20 protein-coding genes are annotated in these 19,547 nt (G+C 69.6%); 14 read left to right on the top strand and 6 right to left on the bottom strand.

Annotated features, from left to right (window positions below; genetic code table 11):
- The gene (locus tag YWM_RS0106250) at window positions 1-963 is read right to left on the bottom strand and encodes a 4-hydroxy-3-methylbut-2-enyl diphosphate reductase (protein ID WP_028849998.1); all 963 of its coding nucleotides are present in this window, start codon (window positions 961-963) and stop codon (window positions 1-3) included.
- Between the two features lie 529 nt (window positions 964-1,492).
- Here YWM_RS0106250 and YWM_RS0106245 point away from each other — a divergent pair.
- The 7 genes from YWM_RS0106245 to YWM_RS22425 all read left to right on the top strand — a co-directional run bounded on the left by YWM_RS0106245 (window position 1,493) and on the right by YWM_RS22425 (window position 6,909).
- Window positions 1,493-2,176, top strand: coding sequence for a lipid droplet-associated protein (locus YWM_RS0106245; protein WP_028849997.1), 684 nt, complete (start codon window positions 1,493-1,495; stop codon window positions 2,174-2,176).
- A complete protein-coding gene (gene xseA, locus YWM_RS0106240) occupies window positions 2,173-3,465 on the top strand; it encodes an exodeoxyribonuclease VII large subunit (RefSeq protein WP_028849996.1) in 1,293 nt (430 codons plus the stop codon). The genes YWM_RS0106245 and xseA overlap by 4 nt, the downstream gene beginning before the upstream one ends.
- A complete protein-coding gene (locus YWM_RS0106235; protein ID WP_028849995.1) occupies window positions 3,462-3,704 on the top strand; it encodes an exodeoxyribonuclease VII small subunit in 243 nt (80 codons plus the stop codon). The genes xseA and YWM_RS0106235 overlap by 4 nt, the downstream gene beginning before the upstream one ends.
- 71 nt (window positions 3,705-3,775) lie before the next feature.
- Entirely contained in the window at window positions 3,776-4,837 is a 1,062-nt protein-coding gene (gene glpX, locus YWM_RS0106230) for a class II fructose-bisphosphatase (RefSeq protein ID WP_028849994.1), read from the top strand.
- A gap of 326 nt (window positions 4,838-5,163) precedes the next feature.
- Window positions 5,164-5,955, top strand: a complete 792-nt coding sequence (locus YWM_RS0106225) for a S1 family peptidase (RefSeq protein WP_028849993.1) — start codon at window positions 5,164-5,166, stop codon at window positions 5,953-5,955.
- 162 nt (window positions 5,956-6,117) lie between these two features.
- The gene (locus YWM_RS26760; RefSeq protein WP_245565938.1) at window positions 6,118-6,261 is read left to right on the top strand and encodes a hypothetical protein; all 144 of its coding nucleotides are present in this window, start codon (window positions 6,118-6,120) and stop codon (window positions 6,259-6,261) included.
- A complete protein-coding gene (locus tag YWM_RS22425) occupies window positions 6,262-6,909 on the top strand; it encodes a S1 family peptidase (protein ID WP_281168804.1) in 648 nt (215 codons plus the stop codon).
- A 51-nt stretch (window positions 6,910-6,960) separates the two neighbouring features.
- On the opposite strand, the gene YWM_RS0106215 is transcribed toward YWM_RS22425, so the two are convergent.
- The gene (locus YWM_RS0106215; RefSeq protein ID WP_028849992.1) at window positions 6,961-7,932 is read right to left on the bottom strand and encodes an NAD(P)/FAD-dependent oxidoreductase; all 972 of its coding nucleotides are present in this window, start codon (window positions 7,930-7,932) and stop codon (window positions 6,961-6,963) included.
- A gap of 117 nt (window positions 7,933-8,049) precedes the next feature.
- On the opposite strand from YWM_RS0106215, the gene YWM_RS0106210 reads away from it, so the two are divergent.
- The gene (locus YWM_RS0106210; protein ID WP_028849991.1) at window positions 8,050-9,465 is read left to right on the top strand and encodes a class II fumarate hydratase; all 1,416 of its coding nucleotides are present in this window, start codon (window positions 8,050-8,052) and stop codon (window positions 9,463-9,465) included.
- Here the strand turns inward: YWM_RS0106210 and YWM_RS0106205 are convergent.
- Window positions 9,462-10,031 carry a TetR/AcrR family transcriptional regulator gene (locus tag YWM_RS0106205; protein ID WP_043659990.1) on the bottom strand — a complete coding sequence of 190 codons (570 nt, stop codon included), beginning with the start codon at window positions 10,029-10,031 and terminating at the stop codon, window positions 9,462-9,464. The genes YWM_RS0106210 and YWM_RS0106205 overlap by 4 nt on opposite strands.
- Window positions 10,032-10,112: 81 nt before the next feature.
- Here YWM_RS0106205 and YWM_RS0106200 point away from each other — a divergent pair, with 81 nt between their 5' ends.
- Genes YWM_RS0106200 through YWM_RS0106190 form a run of 3 tightly spaced genes read left to right on the top strand, consistent with a single transcriptional unit; the run spans window position 10,113 to window position 13,995 of the window.
- On the top strand, window positions 10,113-11,006 hold the full coding sequence (locus YWM_RS0106200; protein ID WP_028849989.1) for a DMT family transporter: 894 nt from the start codon (window positions 10,113-10,115) through the stop codon (window positions 11,004-11,006).
- A 20-nt stretch (window positions 11,007-11,026) separates the two neighbouring features.
- Window positions 11,027-12,538, top strand: a complete 1,512-nt coding sequence (locus tag YWM_RS0106195; RefSeq protein ID WP_028849988.1) for an ATP-dependent DNA ligase — start codon at window positions 11,027-11,029, stop codon at window positions 12,536-12,538.
- Between the two features lie 17 nt (window positions 12,539-12,555).
- Window positions 12,556-13,995 (top strand): GuaB1 family IMP dehydrogenase-related protein, encoded by a 1,440-nt coding sequence (locus tag YWM_RS0106190; protein WP_028849987.1) that lies wholly within the window; start codon window positions 12,556-12,558, stop codon window positions 13,993-13,995.
- Window positions 13,996-14,282: 287 nt separating this feature from the next.
- Here YWM_RS0106190 and phoH2 read toward each other — a convergent pair whose 3' ends face one another.
- Window positions 14,283-15,572 carry an RNA 5'-3' helicase PhoH2 gene (gene phoH2, locus YWM_RS0106185; protein ID WP_028849986.1) on the bottom strand — a complete coding sequence of 430 codons (1,290 nt, stop codon included), beginning with the start codon at window positions 15,570-15,572 and terminating at the stop codon, window positions 14,283-14,285.
- Window positions 15,573-16,019: 447 nt separating this feature from the next.
- The gene (locus YWM_RS0106180) at window positions 16,020-16,796 is read right to left on the bottom strand and encodes an isoprenyl transferase (protein ID WP_028849985.1); all 777 of its coding nucleotides are present in this window, start codon (window positions 16,794-16,796) and stop codon (window positions 16,020-16,022) included.
- Between the two features lie 198 nt (window positions 16,797-16,994).
- Between YWM_RS0106180 and trhA the strand changes: the two genes are divergently transcribed.
- The gene (gene trhA, locus YWM_RS0106175) at window positions 16,995-17,660 is read left to right on the top strand and encodes a PAQR family membrane homeostasis protein TrhA (protein WP_028849984.1); all 666 of its coding nucleotides are present in this window, start codon (window positions 16,995-16,997) and stop codon (window positions 17,658-17,660) included.
- A 238-nt stretch (window positions 17,661-17,898) separates the two neighbouring features.
- Here trhA and YWM_RS0106170 read toward each other — a convergent pair whose 3' ends face one another.
- The gene (locus YWM_RS0106170; protein ID WP_028849983.1) at window positions 17,899-18,456 is read right to left on the bottom strand and encodes a hypothetical protein; all 558 of its coding nucleotides are present in this window, start codon (window positions 18,454-18,456) and stop codon (window positions 17,899-17,901) included.
- Between the two features lie 212 nt (window positions 18,457-18,668).
- On the opposite strand from YWM_RS0106170, the gene YWM_RS0106165 reads away from it, so the two are divergent.
- The gene (locus tag YWM_RS0106165) at window positions 18,669-19,016 is read left to right on the top strand and encodes a hypothetical protein (protein WP_028849982.1); all 348 of its coding nucleotides are present in this window, start codon (window positions 18,669-18,671) and stop codon (window positions 19,014-19,016) included.
- Between the two features lie 17 nt (window positions 19,017-19,033).
- Window positions 19,034-19,546 (top strand): hypothetical protein, encoded by a 513-nt coding sequence (locus YWM_RS0106160; RefSeq protein WP_028849981.1) that lies wholly within the window; start codon window positions 19,034-19,036, stop codon window positions 19,544-19,546.
- Window position 19,547 lies beyond the last annotated feature (1 nt).

Below are 19,547 nucleotides of genomic sequence, written 5' to 3'. Positions count from 1 at the left end.
TCAGCGGACCTGCGAGCGTTCCTTGGCCTCGCGCAGCTCTCTGGGCAGCGCGAACGAGATCTTCTCGCTGGCCGTGGTGACCTCTTCGACGTCGGACCACCCGCGCTGGGACAACCAGTCCAACAGCTCGAGCACCAGCACGTCCGGCACCGAGGCGCCGCTGGTGACGCCGATCGTCTCGACTCCGTCCAGCCACTGCTCGTCCACCTCGCTGGCGAAGTCGATCAGGTGCGCGGCCTTGGCGCCTGCCTGCAGCGCGACCTCGACCAGCCGGTTGGAGTTCGACGAGTTGCGCGAGCCGACGACCAGCACCAGGTCACACTCCGGCGCCATCGCCTTGACCGCGGTCTGCCGGTTCGAGGTGGCGTAGCAGATGTCGTCCGACGGCGGGTCGGCCAGCTTCGGGAAGCGCTCGCGGAGCTGCTCCACCCGTTCCATCGTCTCGTCCACCGAGAGGGTGGTCTGGGACAGCCACACCACCTTCTCCGGGTCGCGTACCTGCACCTTGTCGACGTCCTCGGCGGTGTCGACCAGCTGCACCCGGTGCGGCGCCTCGCCCGCGGTCCCCTCGACCTCCTCGTGGCCCTCGTGGCCGATCAGCAGGATGTCGTAGTCCTCGCGGTCGAAGCGGTTGACCTCCTTGTGGACCTTGGTGACGAGCGGGCAGGTCGCGTCGATGGTGCGCAGGTTGCGGGCTTGGGCCTCGGCCCGCACGGCCGGGGAGACGCCGTGCGCGGAGAACACCACCAGGGCGCCTTCCGGCACCTCGGAGGTTTCCTCGACGAAGATGACGCCGCGCTCGCGGAGGGTCTCCACGACGTGCCGGTTGTGCACGATCTCCTTGCGGACGTACACCGGCGGCCCGTACTTCTCCAGGGCTTTCTCCACGGTGATGACCGCACGGTCGACGCCCGCGCAGTAGCCGCGCGGCTTGGCCAGCAGGACCCGCTTGCCCGTACTCATGCTCCCTACCCTACGGGCACCGGTCGGCGGAAAGCTTCCGCAGGTGAGCGGGGGCACCCCGAACTACCGGTCCGCACCGGCCGGCATGCGGCACGCACCGCATCGATCGCCCGGGGCCGTTAGCCTCGCCGCGGTTCGACCGGTGCCCACAGCACCCGCCGGGTCGCCCGAGACCGGAGCCCAGGCGCGCAGTTCGACCGGTGCCCACAGCACCCGCCGGGTCGCCCGAGACCGGAGCCCAGGCGCGCAGTTCGACCGGTGCCGGCAGCCCCCCCCGGGTCGCCCGAGACCGGAGCCCAGGCGCGCAGTTCGACCGGTGCCGACAGCCCCGCCGGGTCGCCCGAGACCGGAGCCCAGGCGCGCGGTTCGACCGGTGCCGACAGCCCCGCCGGGTCGCCCGAGTCCGTAAGCCCGCCGCGGCTCAGTCGAAAGGCCTTATGCCCCGCCGCTGCGGACCACCCGCGGATCCGCACCCGCCACGCGGACCGCCCGGGTTGGGTCCGCCGGCCGGGTGAGAGAGACTAGGCGCATGAAGCCACTTCCGCTGCCGGTACGGCTCGCGGCCGGGTTGGTCGTCACCGCTCGCGAGCGCGCCAAGGATCTGCCCCGCCAGCTCATCGGACTGCCGATCACCGTGGTCAGTCACGTGCTCCAGACGTCCATGCGGGTGCAGCAACACATCACCGAGCTGGCGTTGAAGGGCGACGAGGCGCTGTCCGGGCTCCGGCCGGTGGAGGACACGCCCAGCTGGGCCACGTTCGACGAGGACGTGGCCGACGCACCGGGCGAACCGTTCACCGGGCAACTGGTCTCCGTCCCGGCGCCGCGGGCCGAGCACAACGGCGCCGGCCCGCTGACCAGCGCGCGCAACAGCATGTTCGACCGAGCGGACGCAGGCGAGACCGACGAGGCTGACGAGGGCGACGACGACCGGTCGCCGGACCCGTGGGAGGAAGAGGCGCGCGAGGTGGCCGCCCGCGACGCGGATCCCAGCGACGACCCGGACCAGAGCGAGGGCCCGCGGGCGCCGGAATGGTTGCCGAACTACGACCAGCTCACGCTCGCCCAGCTGCGGGCCCGGCTGCGCCAGTTCAGCGCCGAACAGCTCGCCGAGCTGCTCGCCTACGAGAAGGCGACGTCGAACCGGCCGTCCTACGCGGGCATGCTGCAACGCCGGATCGAGCGGGTGTCCGGGGGTGACTCCACGCTGTGACGGCCGAGCCCGCGCAGGTGGATCGCCAGCGCTCGACGGCGGAGCATCCGTGGCCGGTGCGCACCGTCGCGCGCAAGATCGGCGACTGGATCCACCGGCTCGGGTTCGTCTGGATGGAAGGTCAGGTCACCCAGATCTCCGCGCGGCCGGGCACCAGAACGGCGTTTCTGACCCTGCGTGACCCGGCCGCGGACATCTCGTTGACCGTCACCTGCCCGATCGGTCTGCTGGACGAGGTGCAGCCGCCGTTGCGGGACGGCGCACGCATCGTCGTCCGGGCACGTCCGAACTTCTTCGTCGGTCGCGGCACGATCAGCCTGCGGGCGAGCGAGATCCGCGCCGTCGGCATCGGTGAGCTACTGGCGCGCATCGAGCGGCTGCGCGCGTTGCTGGCCGCCGAAGGCTTGTTCGCACCCGAGCGCAAGCGCCCGCTGCCGTTCCTTCCGAAGGGCGTCGGGCTCATCACCGGCCGGGCCTCGGCCGCCGAACGGGACGTGCTGGCGAACGCCCACGCACGCTGGCCTGCCGTCCGGTTCACAGTGCACAACACCGCGGTGCAGGGGCCCATGGCGGTGCCGCAGATCATCCGCGCGCTGCAGGCATTGGACGCCGACCCGGACGTCGAGGTCATCGTGATCGCTCGTGGCGGCGGCAGTGTCGAGGACCTGCTGCCGTTCTCCGACGAGCGGCTGTGCCGGGAGGTCTCCCGCACGCGTAAACCCGTGGTGTCGGCCATCGGCCACGAACCGGACTCCCCCCTGCTGGACCACGTCGCCGACGTGCGCTGTTCCACGCCCACGGACGCGGCCAAGCGGATCGTGCCGGACGTGAAGGTGGAAGCCGAGCGGATCGCCGAGCTGCGCCACCGCTGCCGTCGCGCGCTCCGCGGCTGGGTCGACACGCAGTGCGAGTGGCTGTCCCAGCTGCGTAGCCGCCCGGTGTTGGCCGACCCGTACGGTCCGCTCGACCGACGAGCCGACGAGATCCAGCTCGCCAGGGAACGCGCGCGCCGTGCCGTGCTGGCGGCGCTGTCCGCCGAACAAGCAACCCTGGCCACCGCCCGCGGTCGCCTGACCGCTCTGGGGCCCGCAGCGACGATGGAACGCGGCTACGCCGTGGTGCAGGTGCGCAAGCCGGACGGCTCGCTGTCCGTGTTGCGCTCGGTCGACGAAGCCGAGGTCGGCACGGAGCTTCGGGTGCGGCTGGCCGATGGTGCGGTGCATGCCGTGGTCGACGGCATCGCGCCCGATACCGATGACGACGACCCGTCTGCCAGGATCGAGTCATGAGCGACGAGAAGAACGGCTACGCCACGCTCGGCTACGAGCAGGCTCGCGACCAGCTGCTCGAAGTGGTGCGCGAGCTGGAAGCGGGCGGGAAGTCGCTGGAAGAGTCGCTGGAGCTGTGGGAGAAGGGCGAAGAGCTTGCGCGCGTGTGCGAGCGGCATCTGGAGGGCGCTCGCAAACGCATCGACGACAAACTGGCTTCCGTCGGCGAGGCGGACGAGCCGCCTTCCGACGGTGAGTAACGCGGCACATCCGGCCTACGACGCCCAGGCAATCTGGGAGGATGCAAGGCGCGTCACGACTGGAGGACATCATGAGCGCGACCGACTCGTCTTCGAGCACTACCCGCCGCAAGGGTGAAGCCCCGGACCGCAACCTGGCGATGGAGCTGGTTCGGGTCACCGAAGCAGCGGCGATGGCGGCCGGCCGGTGGGTCGGCCGTGGTGACAAGGAAGGCGGCGACGGCGCGGCGGTCGACGCCATGCGCCAGCTGATCAGCACCGTGTCGATGCGCGGTGTGGTGGTGATCGGTGAAGGCGAGAAGGACGAAGCGCCGATGCTGTACAACGGCGAGTTGGTCGGCAACGGCGACGGCCCGGAGTGTGACGTCGCGGTCGACCCGATCGACGGCACCACGCTGATGAGCAAGGGCATGCCGAACGCGCTCGCCGTGCTGGCGGTGGCCGAGCGCGGAGCGATGTTCGACCCGTCCGCGGTGTTCTACATGGAGAAACTGGCCGTCGGCCCGGAGGCGGCGGACGTGGTCGACCTGACCGTGCCGGTTGCGGAGAACATCCGGCGGGTGGCGAAGGCGAAGAACACCGACGTCAGCGACGTGACGGTGTGCATCCTGGACCGGCCGCGGCACGCCCAGCTGGTCGACGAAGTGCGGCGGGCAGGCGCGCGCATCCGGTTCATCACCGACGGCGACGTGGCCGGTGCGATCGCCACGGCGCGGCCCACGACCGGTGTGGACATGCTGCTGGGCATCGGCGGTACCCCGGAGGGCATCATCGCCGCGGCGGCCATGAAGTGCATGGGTGGCGCGCTGCAGGGCAGGCTGTGGCCCAAGGACGACGCCGAGCGCGAGAAGGCACTGGCGGCCGGGCACGACCTGGATCGCGTCCTGCACACCGACGACCTGGTCAGCGGCGAGAACGTGTTCTTCTGCGCCACCGGCGTCACCGACGGCGACCTGCTGCGCGGGGTGCACTACCGGTCGGGCGGCGCCACGACACACTCGATCGTGATGCGGTCCAAGTCCGGCACCGTACGCATGATCGAGGGCTACCACCGGCTGACGAAGCTGCGGCAGTACTCGTCGGTCGACTTCGACCGGTCCTCGGACGAACCCGCGGTGCCGCCGCTGCCGTAACGGTCGGCCGCCTGCGGGCCAGTCCGCGGCACCGTTCCCTGTCGAGCCCGCGGAACCGTCCCTGCCGAGCCCGCAGGACCGTCCCTACCCGCCCGCGGCACCGCGAACACACCTTCGCGTGACAACCCGAACGAGCCGTCTACGTGCGGAAATAGCGCCCAGATCGGTCATCAGGCACAACGTTCACGGAATTTGGCGACGGATCGTGAATTGTTGACCCGGTTCCTACTTTCGCGGGTGTCACACGTCCGATACCCGCACCTACCTTCCGTCACCAATGGTTTTCGTCGGCGGACGCCGGCAACGACGGAAGGAGAAAAGAGAACATGCGTAAACGTTCTCTGGTGGTGGGACTCCTGGCGGCAGCGGCGACGGCTGTCAGTGGTGCGGCGGCAACCGGTGCCCTGGCCGACCCCGCCGACAACTCGGACGAAGTCCAGCCGTACATCGTCGGCGGCCACGACGCGACCGAGGAGTACTCGTTCGTCGTTTCGCTGCAGCAGCAGGGCCAGCACTTCTGCGGTGGTTCGCTGATCGCCTCCGACTGGGTGCTGACCGCCGCGCACTGTGTGGACGGCGCCAGCCCGTCGCAGGTGCAGCTGCGGATCGGCAGCCTCGACCGCACCTCCGGCGGTGAAGAGGCGCAGGCGGCCGAGATCACCGTCCACCCGGACTACAACGGCACCAACGACATCGCCCTGATCAAGCTGGAGTCGCCGGTCGAGGCGACGCCGATCCAGCTGGGCTCGTCCGCGGACGTCGGCACCGAGTCGCGCATCCTCGGCTGGGGCCAGACCACCCCGCAGCCGGGTGGTGACAGCGGCCCGGACACGCTGCAGGAGCTGGACGTGGCGGTGGTCGACCCGTCCGGATGCGCGGGCGGCCAGATCGACGCCGACACCGAGCTGTGCACCGACAACCCCGGCGGTGACTCGGGCGCCTGCTACGGCGACTCGGGCGGCCCGCAGATCGCCAAGGAAGGCGGCAACTGGGTGCTGATCGGTGCCACCAGCCGCTCCGGTGGCAGCTCGACCTGCGCGATCGAGCCGTCGATCTACACCAGCACCGTGGCCCACGCCGACTGGGTCAACGAGGTCACCGGCGGCGCCGTCAGCTGAAACTCTGCGCCATCGACGAACGGGCTCACCGGCTTCGGTGGGCCCGTTCGCTTGTCGTGGTCACCGTGATCTCTTTTCCGACTACTGGCCGAACAAGTCAGCGCCTTTCCTCCGTGTTCCCTGTGCCGGCGCCAACCCCGCCGGTTGCGGAAGGAGACAAGCATGCGGAAACGTTCTCTGATCGTCGGACTCCTGGCGGCAGTGCTCACGGCCGGTGCTCTGCCGACAGCGGCCTGGGCGGACGACGTCGAGCCGCTTATCGTCGGTGGGCACGACGCCACCGAGGAGTACTCGTTCGTCGCCTAGCTGCAGGACGACGGCAAGCACTTCTGCGGCGGCGCGTTGATCGCACCGGAGTGGGTGGTGACGGCATATCACTGCGTGTGGGACTACCAGCTGGACCCGACGCAGATCACCGTGCGCGTCGGCAGCCTCGACCACACGACCGGCGGCGAACAGGTACGGGTCGCCGACATCGACATCCACCCGGAGCTTGCCGACGGCTGGGTGGAAGGCGACCCCCCGCACGACATCGCGCTGCTCAAGCTGGCCGCACCGGTCGAGGCCACGCCGATCGCACTGGGCACCTCGACCGAGCCGGGCACCGAAACCCGGCTGCTGGGCTGGGGTATCACCGTTCCCGAGCCCGAGGAAGACACGCAGCTACCCACCACGCTGCAGGAGTTGGACGTCACGGTGCTCGACCCCGCCGACTGCGCGAGCGCACTGATCGACCCGGATACCGAACTGTGCACCGACAGCCCCGGCGGTGATTCAGGCGCCTGTCTCGGGGACTCGGGCAGCCCGCAGATCGCCAAGGAAGGCGGCGCCTGGGTGCTGCTCGGCGCCACCAGCCGCGGCCCCGTGCCGTGTGGGACCAAGCCGTCCGTCTACACCGACGTCGTCGCCCACGCCGACTGGATCGACGAGACCCTGAAAGGCGCAACCCGCTAGTCCACCCCGTACGAGCGGGCTCATCGACATCGGTGGGCCCGCTCCTCTTCGTCACACGTCCGACGAGTGCCCCGGGAACAGGTGCGCCTGGGGGTCGAGGTCCACCGCGATGTTGTTCACCGCCGTCGCGGCCTCCCCGAAGCCGGTGGCGATCAACTTGACCTTGCCGGGATAGGTGGCGACGTCACCGGCCGCGTAGACGAACGGCCGCGCGGTCGCCATCCGGGTGTCGACCGTGATCTGACGGCGTTCGATCTGCAATCCCCAGCTCTCGATCGGCCCCAGGTCCGCGGTGAAGCCCAACGCGGCGACCACCGTGTCCGCGGGCACCCGCACCGGGTCCGCGCCTTTCTGCGTGATCTCCACTTCGCGCACCCTGTCGTCGCCGAACATGGCGGTGACCTCGGCGTCGGTGATGATCGGGATCCCCAGCTCACGCACCCGCGTCACGACCGACTCCGCGGCCCGGAACCGTGCCCGCCGGTGCACCAGCCGCACGCTCGCGGCGATCGGGTGCAGCGCCAGCGCCCAGTCGAACGCCGAGTCGCCACCACCGACCACGACCACGTGCTTGCCCCGGTGCTCCTGCAGCGACGGGACGAAGTGCACCACTCCGCGGCCCATCCAACCCTCGGCGGACGGCAGCGGCCGCGGGGTGAACTCTCCGATGCCCGCGGTGATCAGCACCGCTCTGGTCAGCACCGGCTCCTCCCCCTCGATCCCGACCTGCAGCTTGCCGTCGACCTCGGTCAGCGTGGTCGCCTTGCAGCCCAGCAAATAGTGCGGGTCGGCCTGCTCGGCCTGCTTGACCAGCGACGCCACCAGGTCGCGGCCCAGCACGCTCGGGAAGCCCGCCACGTCGTAGATCTGCTTCTCCGGGTACATCGCGGTGATCTGTCCGCCCGGCTCGGGGAGCGAGTCGACCACCGCGCAACTCAGCCCGCGGAACCCGGCGTAGTAGGTGGCGAACAAGCCCGTGGGCCCGGCACCGACGATGAGCAGATCGACTTCGAGGCGACTCATACCGGAGAGGTTAACCCGGTCACACCACCGCCGCGCCCGTTCGCGAGTGGCGCGCCCTGGACGAGACGTAGTTCGCGTTGAGTGGCTTCCGCGCGCGCGGCGGGCCAGACTCGAAGCATGGCTGACAACACTGGCGCACAGGACGGCTACCGCATCGAACGCGACACGATGGGAGAAGTTCGCGTGCCCGCCGACGCGCTCTACCGGGCGCAGACCCAGCGGGCGGTGGAGAACTTCCCGATCTCCGGGCGTGGCCTGGAGCGAACCCAGATCAGGGCGCTCGGCCTGCTGAAAGCCGCGTGTGCCCGGGTCAACGGCCGGCTCGGCGTCCTGGACGAGGAGCTCGCGTCGGCCATCGCCGCCGCGGCCGACGAAGTGGCCGAGGGCAAGCACGACGACCACTTCCCCATCGACGTGTTCCAGACCGGGTCGGGGACCTCGTCGAACATGAACGCCAACGAGGTCATCGCCACGTTGGCCAGCCGCAGCCTGGGGCGGGACGTGCACCCGAACGACCACGTCAACGCCTCGCAGTCGTCCAACGACACGTTCCCGACGACCCTGCACCTGGCGGCCACCGAAGCCGTGGTGAACGACGTCGTCCCTGCGCTGACCTACCTCGCCGACACCATCGAGGGGCGCGCGGCCGAGTGGGGTGACCTGGTCAAGTCCGGCCGCACCCACCTGATGGACGCCGTGCCGATCACGTTCCAGCAGGAGGCCGGCGCGTGGGCCGCCCAGCTGCGGTTCTCCGTGGAGCGGCTGGAGTCGTCCGTGCCGCGGCTCGGCGAACTGGCCATCGGCGGCACGGCCGTCGGTTCCGGCTTGAACGCGCCGCCCGGGTTCGGCGCCGCGGTGGCCGAGGAGCTGGCGAAGGTGACCGGGCTGCCGGTGACCGAGGCCCGCAACCACTTCGAGGCACAGGCGTCGCAGGACTCCGTGGTGGAGGCATCCGGCCAACTGCGCACCGCGGCCGTGGCGCTCAACAAGATCGCCAACGACGTCCGCTGGCTGGGCTCCGGCCCGCGCACCGGATTGGCCGAGCTGGCGCTGCCCGACCTGCAGCCCGGGTCGTCGATCATGCCGGGCAAGGTCAACCCGGTGATCTGTGAAGCGACGCTGCAGGTCGTCGCTCAGGTGATCGGCAACGACGCCGCGGTGGCCTTCGCAGGCTCCCAGGGCAATTTCCAGCTCAACGTCAACCTGCCGGTGATCGCCCGCAACGTGCTGGAGTCCGCGCGGTTGATCAGCGCGGTGTCCCGCCTGCTCGCCGACAAGGTCTTCGCCGGGCTGACGGTCAACGCCGATCGCGCGCGGCAGTACGCGGAAGGGTCGCCGTCCATCGTCACGCCGTTGAACGCCTACATCGGCTACGAGGAGGCCGCCGCGGTCGCCAAGCAGGCACTGGCCGAGAGCAAGAGCATCCGCGACGTGGTGATCGAGCGCGGCCACGTGGCCAACGGCAAGATCACCGAGGAGCAGCTGGACGAGGCACTGGACGTGCTGCGGATGGCGCGCGGCAACAACCGCTAGCGCTTCGCCTGCGCCAGCACCGCGGCGGCGGTTCGCCTCGCGGTGCGCACGGCCTTCTCGGCGACGCCGAGCGTGCTGGCCACCGTCGCGCCTTCCAGCAGGATGAACAGCGTCTCCGCGACGGCGGCCGGCCGGCGCACGCCTGCCTCGTCCACCAGCTGCCGCAGCCGTTCCAACTGCCATTGCTTCTGTTCAGCGATGGCGGCGCGGCCGGGGTGATCGGGCTCGGCCAGCTCGGCGTTGGCGTTGACGAACGCGCAACCACGCGGGTTCTCCCGCTCGATCCACGACTGAAGTGCGTCGAACATCAGCAGCGGACGGTCGGCCTTCCGGCCGCGCGCCAGCGTCTGCTCGACATGCTCGCGATAGCGGCGATCTCGCCTCCGTAGGTACTCGGCGACCAGCTGCGCCTTGGAGCCGAACCGGTCGTAGAGCGTCTTCTTGGTCACCCCGGCAGCCGCCGCGATGCCCTCCACGCCCACGGCCGTGATCCCACGCTCGTAGAACAACTTGCCTGCCACGTCCAGCACCCGCTCGGCCGCCGGCGTCAACGTTTTCGTCGCCACCCGAATCACCTCACCGCACTGAGTATACCGACCGGTATGGTTATCATCGAGGTAAACCGATCGGTATACCTTGGAGGCGGTATGAGCACGAACACGCTGATCGCGACGGGGTTCGTGCTCGCCTGGAGTTCCGGGTTCATCGGCGCGGAGCTCGGCACCCAGGACGCTTCGTCCCACACGCTGCTGTTGTGGCGGTTCCTGGTGGTCACCGCGGTCGCCGCCGCATGGTGGCTGATCGCCGGCCGGCGCAGGCTGAACGCACGCGAGCTCGGGTGGAATGCGCTGATCGGCGCCCTGTCGCAGGCGGTGTTCCTGTTCGCCGTGGTGTGGTCGGTCGAGCTCGGGGTCTCGCCGGGCACTTCCGCACTGGTGGCGTCCCTGCAACCACTGGTCGCCGCGCTCGCCGGCGGCCCGCTCCTCGGCGAGCGGACATTGGCGTTGCAGTGGTTCGGCTTGGCGGGCGGGCTGGCCGGAGTCGCCCTGGTGGTGGCCGGCGAGCACGGCAGCGGCGCACCGTGGCCTGCCTACGCCCTTCCGGTGGTGGCGATGCTGGCGCTGGTGGCGGCCACCCTGCTGGAACGCGCGAGCAAGCGGACGACTCCGCTGCCGGATGCCATGGCCGTGCAATGCCTGATCAGCCTGGTGCTGTTCTCCGTGCTCGCCGTGGCGACGGGGACGGCTGCGCCACCGGCGAGCAGTTCGTTCTGGGCAGCCGTCGCCTTGACCGTGGTGGTGTCCCACCTCGGCGGGTACGGCTTCTACTGGCTGGCCGTCCGGCGCATGTCGCTGGCCCGCGCGTCCAGCCTGCTGTACCTCACCCCGCCGACGACCATGCTGCTTGCGCTGGTGCTGTTCGGGGACTCGGTCGACGGGCAGGGCATCGCCGGCACGCTGCTGTGCCTGGCTTGCGTCTCGGCCGTGCACATCGGCGACCGCACGCGCGCTGTGCGTCCGCAACCAGTGAGTTTGTCGTAGTCGGGCGGCATGATGGAGCCATGTTGCTGGCCACCGTCGTCGCGGCCTCGCAGGCCGTGGCCGCCACCCGCTCGCGCAAGGCCAAGGTCGCCGAACTGGCGACGTTGCTGCGCGAAGCCGAGCCGGACGAGCGCGCGGCCGTCGTCGCGTTCCTTTCCGGCCGGCTCACCCAAGGCAGGTTGGGGGTCGGCTGGCGCACGCTGACCTCACTGGACAGCAGCCCGGCCGACGAGCCGCAGCTGACCGTGACCGAGGTGGACGAGGCGCTGACGAAGGTGGCGCAGACTCCGCCGGGCACCGGGTCCACGACGGCCCGGCTGACCGTGATGCAGTCGATTTTCCACCGCGCCACCAAGGACGAGCAGCGGTTCCTGATGCAGCTGATCATGGGCGAACTGCGCCAGGGAGCGCTGGAAGGCGTCATGCTCGACGCCATCGCGGCCGCATCCGGCGCCCCGGGCGAGTCGGTGCGCCGGGCGTTCATGCTCAGCGGGCGGCTGCCCGAGACTGCGGCCGCCGCCCTGTCGGACGACCCGGGGGCGCTGGACCGTTTCCGCCTCCAGCTCGGCAGGCCGGTGCGGCCGATGCTGGCCTCCCCGGCAGGCTCGCTGCCGGAGGCGATGGAGATCCACGAGCGGTCCGTGGTGGAGTACAAGCTGGACGGCGCGCGGATCCAGGTGCACAAGTACGACGGTCAGGTGCGTATCTGGACGCGCACGCTGCGGGAGATCACGCCGCACGTGAGCGAGCTGGCCGAGCTGGTGCGGGAGCTGCCGTGCGAATCGGTGGTGCTCGACGGTGAGACGCTGGCGCTGACCGACGACGGGCGTCCGCGCCCCTTCCAGGAGACGCAGGCGCGGTTCGGCTCCACCACCGAGGAGCAGGTGCGCGCACTGCTGCTGCGGCCGTACTTCTTCGACTGCTTGCATCTCGACGGCGCGGATCTGCTGGACGCTGCGCTGCACGAGCGGCGGGAGGCGCTGCATTCGGTGGCGAGTGAGCACGTCATTCCTGGTGAAGTGAGCCCGCCCGATCCGGCTGAGGTGCTGGATGCGGCGCTGGCCGACGGTCACGAAGGCGTGGTGGTGAAGAACCTCGAGTCACCGTACGCCGCGGGCAGGCGCGGGAAGGCCTGGTTGAAGGTCAAGCCGGTGCACACGCTGGACCTCGTGGTCATCGGTGCCGAATGGGGGCACGGACGGCGCACCGGTTATCTGTCGAATCTGCATCTGGGCGCCCGTGACCCGGACGGCGGGCCGCCGATCATGGTCGGCAAGACGTTCAAGGGCCTGACCGACGAGCTGCTGCGCTGGCAGACCGAGGAGTTCCCGCGCTACGCGGTCGAGTCGAGCCAATGGCACGTGCAGATGCGGCCCGCTCTGGTCGTGGAGATCGCGCTCGACGGGGTTCAGCGGTCGACACGCTACCCGGGCGGTGTGGCACTGCGCTTCGCCCGTGTGGTCCGCTACCGGCCGGACAAGACCCCCGCGGAGGCCGACACCATCGACTCTGTTCGCGCGTTGTTGCGCTGACCCGTAGCTTTGGTGTCGTGCAATACCTCAACGAGCGTGAGCCGGAATACGACCTGACCTACGACGACGCGTTCCTGGTGCCTACGGCATCGTCGGTGGAGTCGCGTTTCGACGTCGACCTGTCGACCTCGGACGGCACCGGCACCACGATTCCGATCGTGGTCGCCAACATGACCGCGGTGGCCGGGCGGCGGATGGCCGAGACGGTGGCCAGGCGCGGTGGCCTGGTGGTCCTCCCGCAGGACGTGGACCCGCACGCGGTCGCCGACATCGTTTCCTGGGTCAAGCAGCGCGACACCATGTGGGACACCCCGCTGACGCTGTCCCCGGACGACGCGGTGGTCGACGCGGTCAACCTGATGGGCAAGCGTGCGCACGGCGCGGTCGTCGTGGTGGACGGCGAGGGCCGTCCGACGGGCATCGTGCCGGAGAAGGCGTGCAGCGGCGTCGACCAGTTCGCGCGCCTGGACGACATCGCGGAGAAGGCCCAGGTGCAGCTGCCGATGACCACGCCGGCGCGCGAGGTGTTCGAGGAGTTGCACGCGCACGGTGCGCAGCTTGCGCTCGGTCTGGATGCCGACGGCCGACTGGCAGGCGTGCTCACCCGGGTCGGCGCGTTGCGTGCGTCCATCTACCGGCCCGCGGTCGACGACTTCGGACGGCTGCGCGTGGCCGCGGCGACCGGCGTGAACGGTGACGTGGCGGCGAAGGCGAAGGCCTTGCTCGAAGCCGAGATCGACGTACTGGTGGTGGACACCGCGCACGGCCATCAGGAAAAGATGCTGAAGGCGCTGCGTGCCGTCCGGTCACTCGAACCGACCGTGCCGGTGGTCGCGGGCAACGTGGTGACGGCGCAGGGCGCCAAGGATCTCATCGAGGCGGGCGCCGACATCGTCAAGGTCGGTGTCGGGCCCGGTGCGATGTGCACGACGCGGATGGCCACCGGCGTGGGCAGGCCGCAGTTCTCCGCGGTGGCCGAAACTGCCGCGGCCGCGCGTGCGCTGGGTAAGCACGTGTGGGCCGACGGCGGCATCCGGCACCCGCGCGACGTGGCGCTCGCACTCGCGGCAGGCGCGTCCGCGGTCATGATCGGCTCGTGGTTCGCCGGCACCTACGAGTCACCCGGCGACCTGCACTACGACGAGCACGGGCGGCCGTACAAGGAGTCGTTCGGGATGGCGTCCAAGCGGGCGGTGGAAGCCCGCACGCGGTCGGAGAACCCGTACGACCAGGCCCGCAAGGCGTTGTTCGAAGAGGGCATCTCGTCGTCGCGGATGGCGCTGGACCCGGCCCGGCCGAGCGTGGAGGACCTGCTGGATTCGATCTGCGCCGGGGTGCGCTCGGCCTGCACCTACGCAGGCGCGGCGAATCTGGAGCAGTTCCACGAGCGGGCCGTGGTCGGCGTGCAGTCCGCGGCCGGGTTCGCCGAAGGTCGTCCGCTGCCCAGCGGTTGGTGAGGCGCCGCCGCGCACCCGGCCGGTGGCTTCACGGCGCAGCGGGCGGGCACGCACCAGGCCGGCGGCTTCACGGCACACCGAGCCGTCGCGCGCCGGGCCGGCGGCTTACGGCACAGCGGGCCGTCACGCACCAGGTCGGCGGCTCCGCGGCACACCGAGCCGTCGGGCGCCGGGCCGGCGGCTTCACGGCACAGCGGGCCGTCACGCACCGGGCTGGTGACGTCACGGCTCACCGGACCGACGGATGCCGTCGCGCACCGGGCAGGTGCGCGACGGCATCCGTGCGACTAGTGGCCGTGGTCCTCCAGCATCTCGGTCACCAGCGCGGCGATCGGTGAGCGCTCCGAGCGGGTCAGCGTGATGTGAGCGAAGAGCGGATGCCCTTTGAGCTTCTCGATGACCGCGGAGACCCCGTCGTAGCGGCCGACCCGCAGGTTGTCCCGCTGCGCGACGTCATGCGTGAGCACCACACGAGAGCCCGTACCCAGCCGTGACAAGACGGTCAGCAGCACGTTGCGCTCCAGCGACTGCGCCTCGTCGACGATGACGAACGAGTCGTGCAGCGAACGCCCGCGAATGTGCGTCAACGGCAGGACCTCGAGCATTTCCCGGTCCATGACCTCGTCCAGCACGTCCTGGGAGACCAACGCGCCGAGCGTGTCGAACACCGCTTGCGCCCACGGCTGCATCTTTTCGTTCTCGCTGCCGGGCAGATAGCCGAGGTCCTGGCCGCCGACGGCGTAGACCGGACGGAACACGACCACCTTGCGGTGCCTGCGCCGTTCCATCACGGCTTCCAGGCCGGCGCACAGCGCCAACGCCGACTTCCCGGTGCCGGCCCGGCCGCCGAGCGAGACGATGCCGACGTCCGGGTCCAGCAGCAGGTCCAACGCGATCCGCTGCTCCGCGGAACGACCGTGCAGGCCGAACGCCTCCCGGTCACCCCGAACCAGCTGAACCTGTTTGTCCTCGGTGATCCGGCCGAGCGCGGACGAGGACCCGGCCAGCAGACGCATGCCGGTGTGGCAAGGCAGCTCACCCAGGTCGGTCAGCCCGAAGTCGGTCAGGTCGACCGTGTTGTGCTTGAACAGCTCGTCCAGCGCTTCCTGCGGGACCTCCACGTCGTACATGCCGGTCCAACCCGAGGGCACGACGTCGTGCGCCCGGTATTCGTCGGCGCACAGGCCGACCGCGCCTGCCTTGACCCGAAGCGGGATGTCCTTGGTCACCAGCGTGACCTTTTCCCGCTCCGCGCTGAGGTTCAGCGCGCACGCCAGGATGCGGTGATCATTGCTGTCGGTTCGGAATCCCGACGGCAGGACACCGGGATCGGAGTGGTTCAACTCCACCTGCACCGTGCCGCCTTCGTCCCCGATCGGCACCGGGGCGTCCAGCCTGCCGTGCTGCCTGCGCAGGTCGTCCAGCAGACGCAATGCTTCGCGCGCGAACCACCCGAGCTCGGGGTGGTGCCGTTTGCCCTCCAGTTCGCTGATCACCACCAGGGGCAGCACCACCGCGTGTTCGGCGAACCGGGTGAGTGCCCAGGGGTCGGACAACAGAACAGAGGTGTCCAGCACGAATGTCTCTTGCGCTGATGTTGGGGGCGCGGATTCCGCGGTACGCCCGGCCTGGCCGGTCATCGAGCGGGATAGGGGAACCTCCGTCGCGGCCTTGCGGGACGAACGCTGCACAGTCACGGCATCTCCCTCGAGGGCGCGGCACCCGCGCCCCATCTCGCGCGTTGGCCGGGCACCCCGCCGTCGGTGGCCACCCGCCGCCCGATTCCTCAGGCGGCGTCAGCACGAGGGCCGGGTGCCGGCCCCCGCGTGAGTCTTCTGAGCGTTCGCAACGCTCCGCTGACTGTGATCACGTCCCAGGGCCTCCCGGGACGACCCGTGTCTTCGTCCGGGCCGTCACTGGCAAGCTACCGCGCATCACCGACAGCGCGCAGGCTGCCACACAGGTGATTCACCAAGAACTGACGTTACTTTCCGTCAAACTCCACTACACGGAAGGTGTCGATCTTACGTACCGAAACGCCGCTGACGCCACGAGAACTCACGCAGCGCACGCAGGAAGTCGACGCGGCGGAAGGCCGGCCAGTACGTCTCGGTGAACCAGAACTCCGAATGGGCGGACTGCCACAACAGGAACCCGGACAGGCGTTGTTCGCCCGAGGTGCGGATGATCAGGTCCGGGTCCGGCTGGCCCGAGGTGTACAGGTGCTCGGAGATGTGGTCGACGTCGAGCATCTTGGCCAGTTCGGTGATCGTGGTGCCCTCGCTGGCGTGCTGCAGCAGCATCTTGCGCACCGCGTCGGCGATCTCCTGCCGTCCGCCGTAACCGACCGCGACGTTGACCACCATGCCGCCGCGATTCTGGGTGCGGTCGGCCGCCGCGGTGAGCCGCTCGGCGAATTCCTCCGGCAGCACCTCGAGCGCACCGACGATGCGCAGCGTCCACGGGTGCTGCGGCTCAGCGAGGTCGTCGACCACGTCGGCGATGATCTCCGACAGCAGCGCGAGCTCCTCCGGATCCCGCTTCAGGTTGTCGGTGGACAGCAGCCAGAGCGTGACGTATTCGATGTTCGCCTCATGGCACCAGCCGAGGAAGTCGGCGATCTTGCGGGCACCGACCCGGTGGCCGTCGCTGACGTTGGTGAAGCCTGCTTCCCGGGCCCACCGGCGGTTGCCGTCGAGAATGATCGCCACGTGCCGGGGCCGTCGGCCGGCGGTCTGTTGGATCAGCCGCTTCTCGTACAGCCCGTAGACGATCTTCGATGCCCATGACCGCAGACTCACAGGGGGGAACTTTACTGCTGTTGCGATCCGACACGTGTCCGCGTCCGCCCTCGGCGCGGGCTAGTCCACGCGGGTGGTTGCGGACGCGCGAGACGTGCCAGGCGAACCTACGGTGCCGTAACCTGGAATTCCCGACAGTTGTACCAGGAAGGCCGCCGCGTGAGCGTTACCTCTTCGCGCACCGACGACTCCGACGAGCTGCCTCGTCACGTGCAGCTCGCCGCCCAGCGGCCGCGCCTGCGCGGACACATCCACTACTGGTCTTTCCTGGCCACGTTGGCGGTCGGGACCGCGCTCATCGTGATGTCGGCCGTCCAGGTGTCCGGTTTCGTCGCATTGACGTGCTCGGTATATGTCCTCACCGTGCTCGGCATGTTCGGCGTCAGCGCGCTGTACCACCGGCGCATCTGGACGAGCTACCGCGTCTACATGTGGATGAAGCGGCTCGACCACTCGATGATCTTCTTGTTCATCGCGGGGACGTACACGCCGTTCACATTGCTGGCGATGCCGCAGCCGACCGGATGGATCGTCCTCGCCGTGGTGTGGACCGGCGCGCTCGGCGGCGTGATTCTCAAGCTGTTCTGGCCGGATGCGCCCCGGTGGCTCGGCGTGCTGGCCTACAACCTGGTCGGCTGGGTGGCGATCTTCGTGCTGCCCGAGCTGGCCGAGACCGTGGGCGTCGCCGCGCTGACGCTGCTGCTGGCCGGCGGTGTGCTGTACACCGCCGGAGCGGTGATGTACGCGCTGAAGAAGCCGCGGTTGTGGCCGAAGGTGTTCGGCTACCACGAAATGTTCCACGCGTTCGTCACCGCTGCGGCGTTGTGTCACATGATCGCGATCTGGTTCTGCGTGTACTCGTGAGAAGCGGCGGGCTACGGGCGACGCGGCCGTGGATGGCTCGAACCCGCCGGAGCGGCCCGAGCGCCGGTGATTCCCGCCCCGATCGCCCGAATTGGCTGGAACAACCCGAACGCCGGCGGCTCGCGCCACGGTCGCCCCAGTCGGCCGGAGCGACCCCGAGCACTAGTGGTTCGCACTGCGATCACCCCAGCGATCGGAGCGGTTCCGAGCGCCGATGGCTCCCCGTCGCGGGTGGCAGCTAGAGCTGCGGGCCGCGCGAGCGTAGGTCGTCGACCGCCTGCATCGCCTCGCGAAGCTCGGCCAGCCACTCCTCGGCATGCTCGCCGACCAGCCGTACGCACCACGCCAACGCTTCGGACCGCGAGCGGGCAACGCCCGCGTCGACCAGCGTGTCGAGCACCTTCCGCTCCGGCTGGCGCAGTCGCGTCATGACCGGGACGGACAGCGTCGTGAAAACCTCTTGGGCGTCACCCAGCCGGACACCCCATGCGACTTTGCGCTGATAGCGGTGTTCCGCTTGGCGGGCGATCTGCATGCGGGTCTCGCGCGTCTGCTCCCGGAACCGGGCGATCCGCCCGGCCACCACGGCCGCCCGCTCGGCGTCGTCGGTGAACTCGTCCTGCAGTGCGGGCAGCTCCCCGATCACGATGATTTCCTCGCGGTCCACGCTGACCTCCGGCGGGCCGGTGAACCAGTCGTCCGGCAGCCGCCCGGCGAACCAGGCCGCCGCGTCGTCGGCCGACGGAGCTTCCGCCTGCTGACCCCGGCCGCGCGCGCCTTTCCACCCGTGCCCCATGAACCGCTCTCCTATGAAGTGCCGATACATCGCAACTCCTGATTACAGCATTACAGTAGTACCAAAGTTACGCCGTTCTCGGAAGGCTGCGACCCTCGTTCACCAGTAGCGGAACCCGTCATCCCCCCAAGCGGAACGCCATCCCCAACCAAACGCGGAGCACATCGGTCCAGGGGCGTGAACGATCACCACGCACAGACGAGGAAAGACCGATGACGAAGCAGATGGTCCGCGTCGACGTCAGTTTCGAGCACGACCGCTGGCTGGCCTCCACCGAGGAACTGGGCTGCGCAGCGGCCTACTCGACACACCGTGAGATGCGCGCCCGGTATCCGCACGTGTTGGCGGACAGGCTCGACACCGATGTCGCCTCCATCGATATCGAATGGCGCGGACTGGACCCGGTGGTGCGCGAGCTGCTCGACAAGGCGGCCGACAGCCTGCGGCTGGCGCACGAGATCAGCGTGCGCACGCACTCCGGCCGAGCCATGACCGACTACCTGCACGCCCAGCACGCCATCAAGGTGTATCGGCTGGACCTGCAGGCGTGTCCGGCGTGAGCGGAGGGGGACGGAAGATGTCTCTGCTTCGTCGCTTCGCCGCAGCCGTGTTCGGCGGCGTCGTCGGTGCGGCCCTGGCCACGGGCGTGAGCGCAACCGCCGGCGACGACGCCTACTACCGCAAACCGAGCATCGACAACCCGATGCAACTGGCCGGGTGCGTCATTCGTTTCGACCAGCTGTCGCCGTCCGGAACGTCGGTCGTGCCGCGTACGCACGCCAACGTGTCGCACTACAACGTGGGCTGCCCGAACGTCCGCGTCGACGACTCCGACGACGGGACCGGCAAGGTCGGCGACCTGATCATCTACCAGTCAGGCACCAATCGGGTCGTGACCGCCGGCGTGTTCGTCGACGAGACGCTCGCCGCGCGCGACATCTACTGCGGGATCTCCGGCGGCGGAACGAGCAGCCGGATCCGCTGTTTCCAGGACGGCAAGTTCGTGCCGGTCACCGACAAGGCTGCCTTCTACTCCAAGACGGCGAACCTGTGGTTGCTCTGGGTGCGGTGGGAGGAGTCCGCGGCTTAGC

This window comes from Thermocrispum municipale DSM 44069 (assembly GCF_000427825.1).
Taxonomy (GTDB): domain Bacteria; phylum Actinomycetota; class Actinomycetes; order Mycobacteriales; family Pseudonocardiaceae; genus Thermocrispum; species Thermocrispum municipale.
Note: the sequence above shows the minus strand (reverse complement) of the source record. Positions and strands in the feature narration are given on the sequence as shown.

Coding starts and splice junctions, on each gene's coding strand:
- YWM_RS0106250 (WP_028849998.1), bottom strand. CDS start 963: ATGAGTACGGGCAAGCGGGTCCTGCTGGCCAAGCCGCGCGGCTACTGC.
- YWM_RS0106245 (WP_028849997.1), top strand. CDS start 1,493: ATGAAGCCACTTCCGCTGCCGGTACGGCTCGCGGCCGGGTTGGTCGTC.
- YWM_RS0106235 (WP_028849995.1), top strand. CDS start 3,462: ATGAGCGACGAGAAGAACGGCTACGCCACGCTCGGCTACGAGCAGGCT.
- glpX (WP_028849994.1), top strand. CDS start 3,776: ATGAGCGCGACCGACTCGTCTTCGAGCACTACCCGCCGCAAGGGTGAA.
- YWM_RS0106225 (WP_028849993.1), top strand. CDS start 5,164: ATGCGTAAACGTTCTCTGGTGGTGGGACTCCTGGCGGCAGCGGCGACG.
- YWM_RS26760 (WP_245565938.1), top strand. CDS start 6,118: ATGCGGAAACGTTCTCTGATCGTCGGACTCCTGGCGGCAGTGCTCACG.
- YWM_RS0106215 (WP_028849992.1), bottom strand. CDS start 7,932: ATGAGTCGCCTCGAAGTCGATCTGCTCATCGTCGGTGCCGGGCCCACG.
- YWM_RS0106210 (WP_028849991.1), top strand. CDS start 8,050: ATGGCTGACAACACTGGCGCACAGGACGGCTACCGCATCGAACGCGAC.
- YWM_RS0106200 (WP_028849989.1), top strand. CDS start 10,113: ATGAGCACGAACACGCTGATCGCGACGGGGTTCGTGCTCGCCTGGAGT.
- YWM_RS0106195 (WP_028849988.1), top strand. CDS start 11,027: ATGTTGCTGGCCACCGTCGTCGCGGCCTCGCAGGCCGTGGCCGCCACC.
- YWM_RS0106170 (WP_028849983.1), bottom strand. CDS start 18,456: ATGGGGCACGGGTGGAAAGGCGCGCGCGGCCGGGGTCAGCAGGCGGAA.
- YWM_RS0106165 (WP_028849982.1), top strand. CDS start 18,669: ATGACGAAGCAGATGGTCCGCGTCGACGTCAGTTTCGAGCACGACCGC.
- YWM_RS0106160 (WP_028849981.1), top strand. CDS start 19,034: ATGTCTCTGCTTCGTCGCTTCGCCGCAGCCGTGTTCGGCGGCGTCGTC.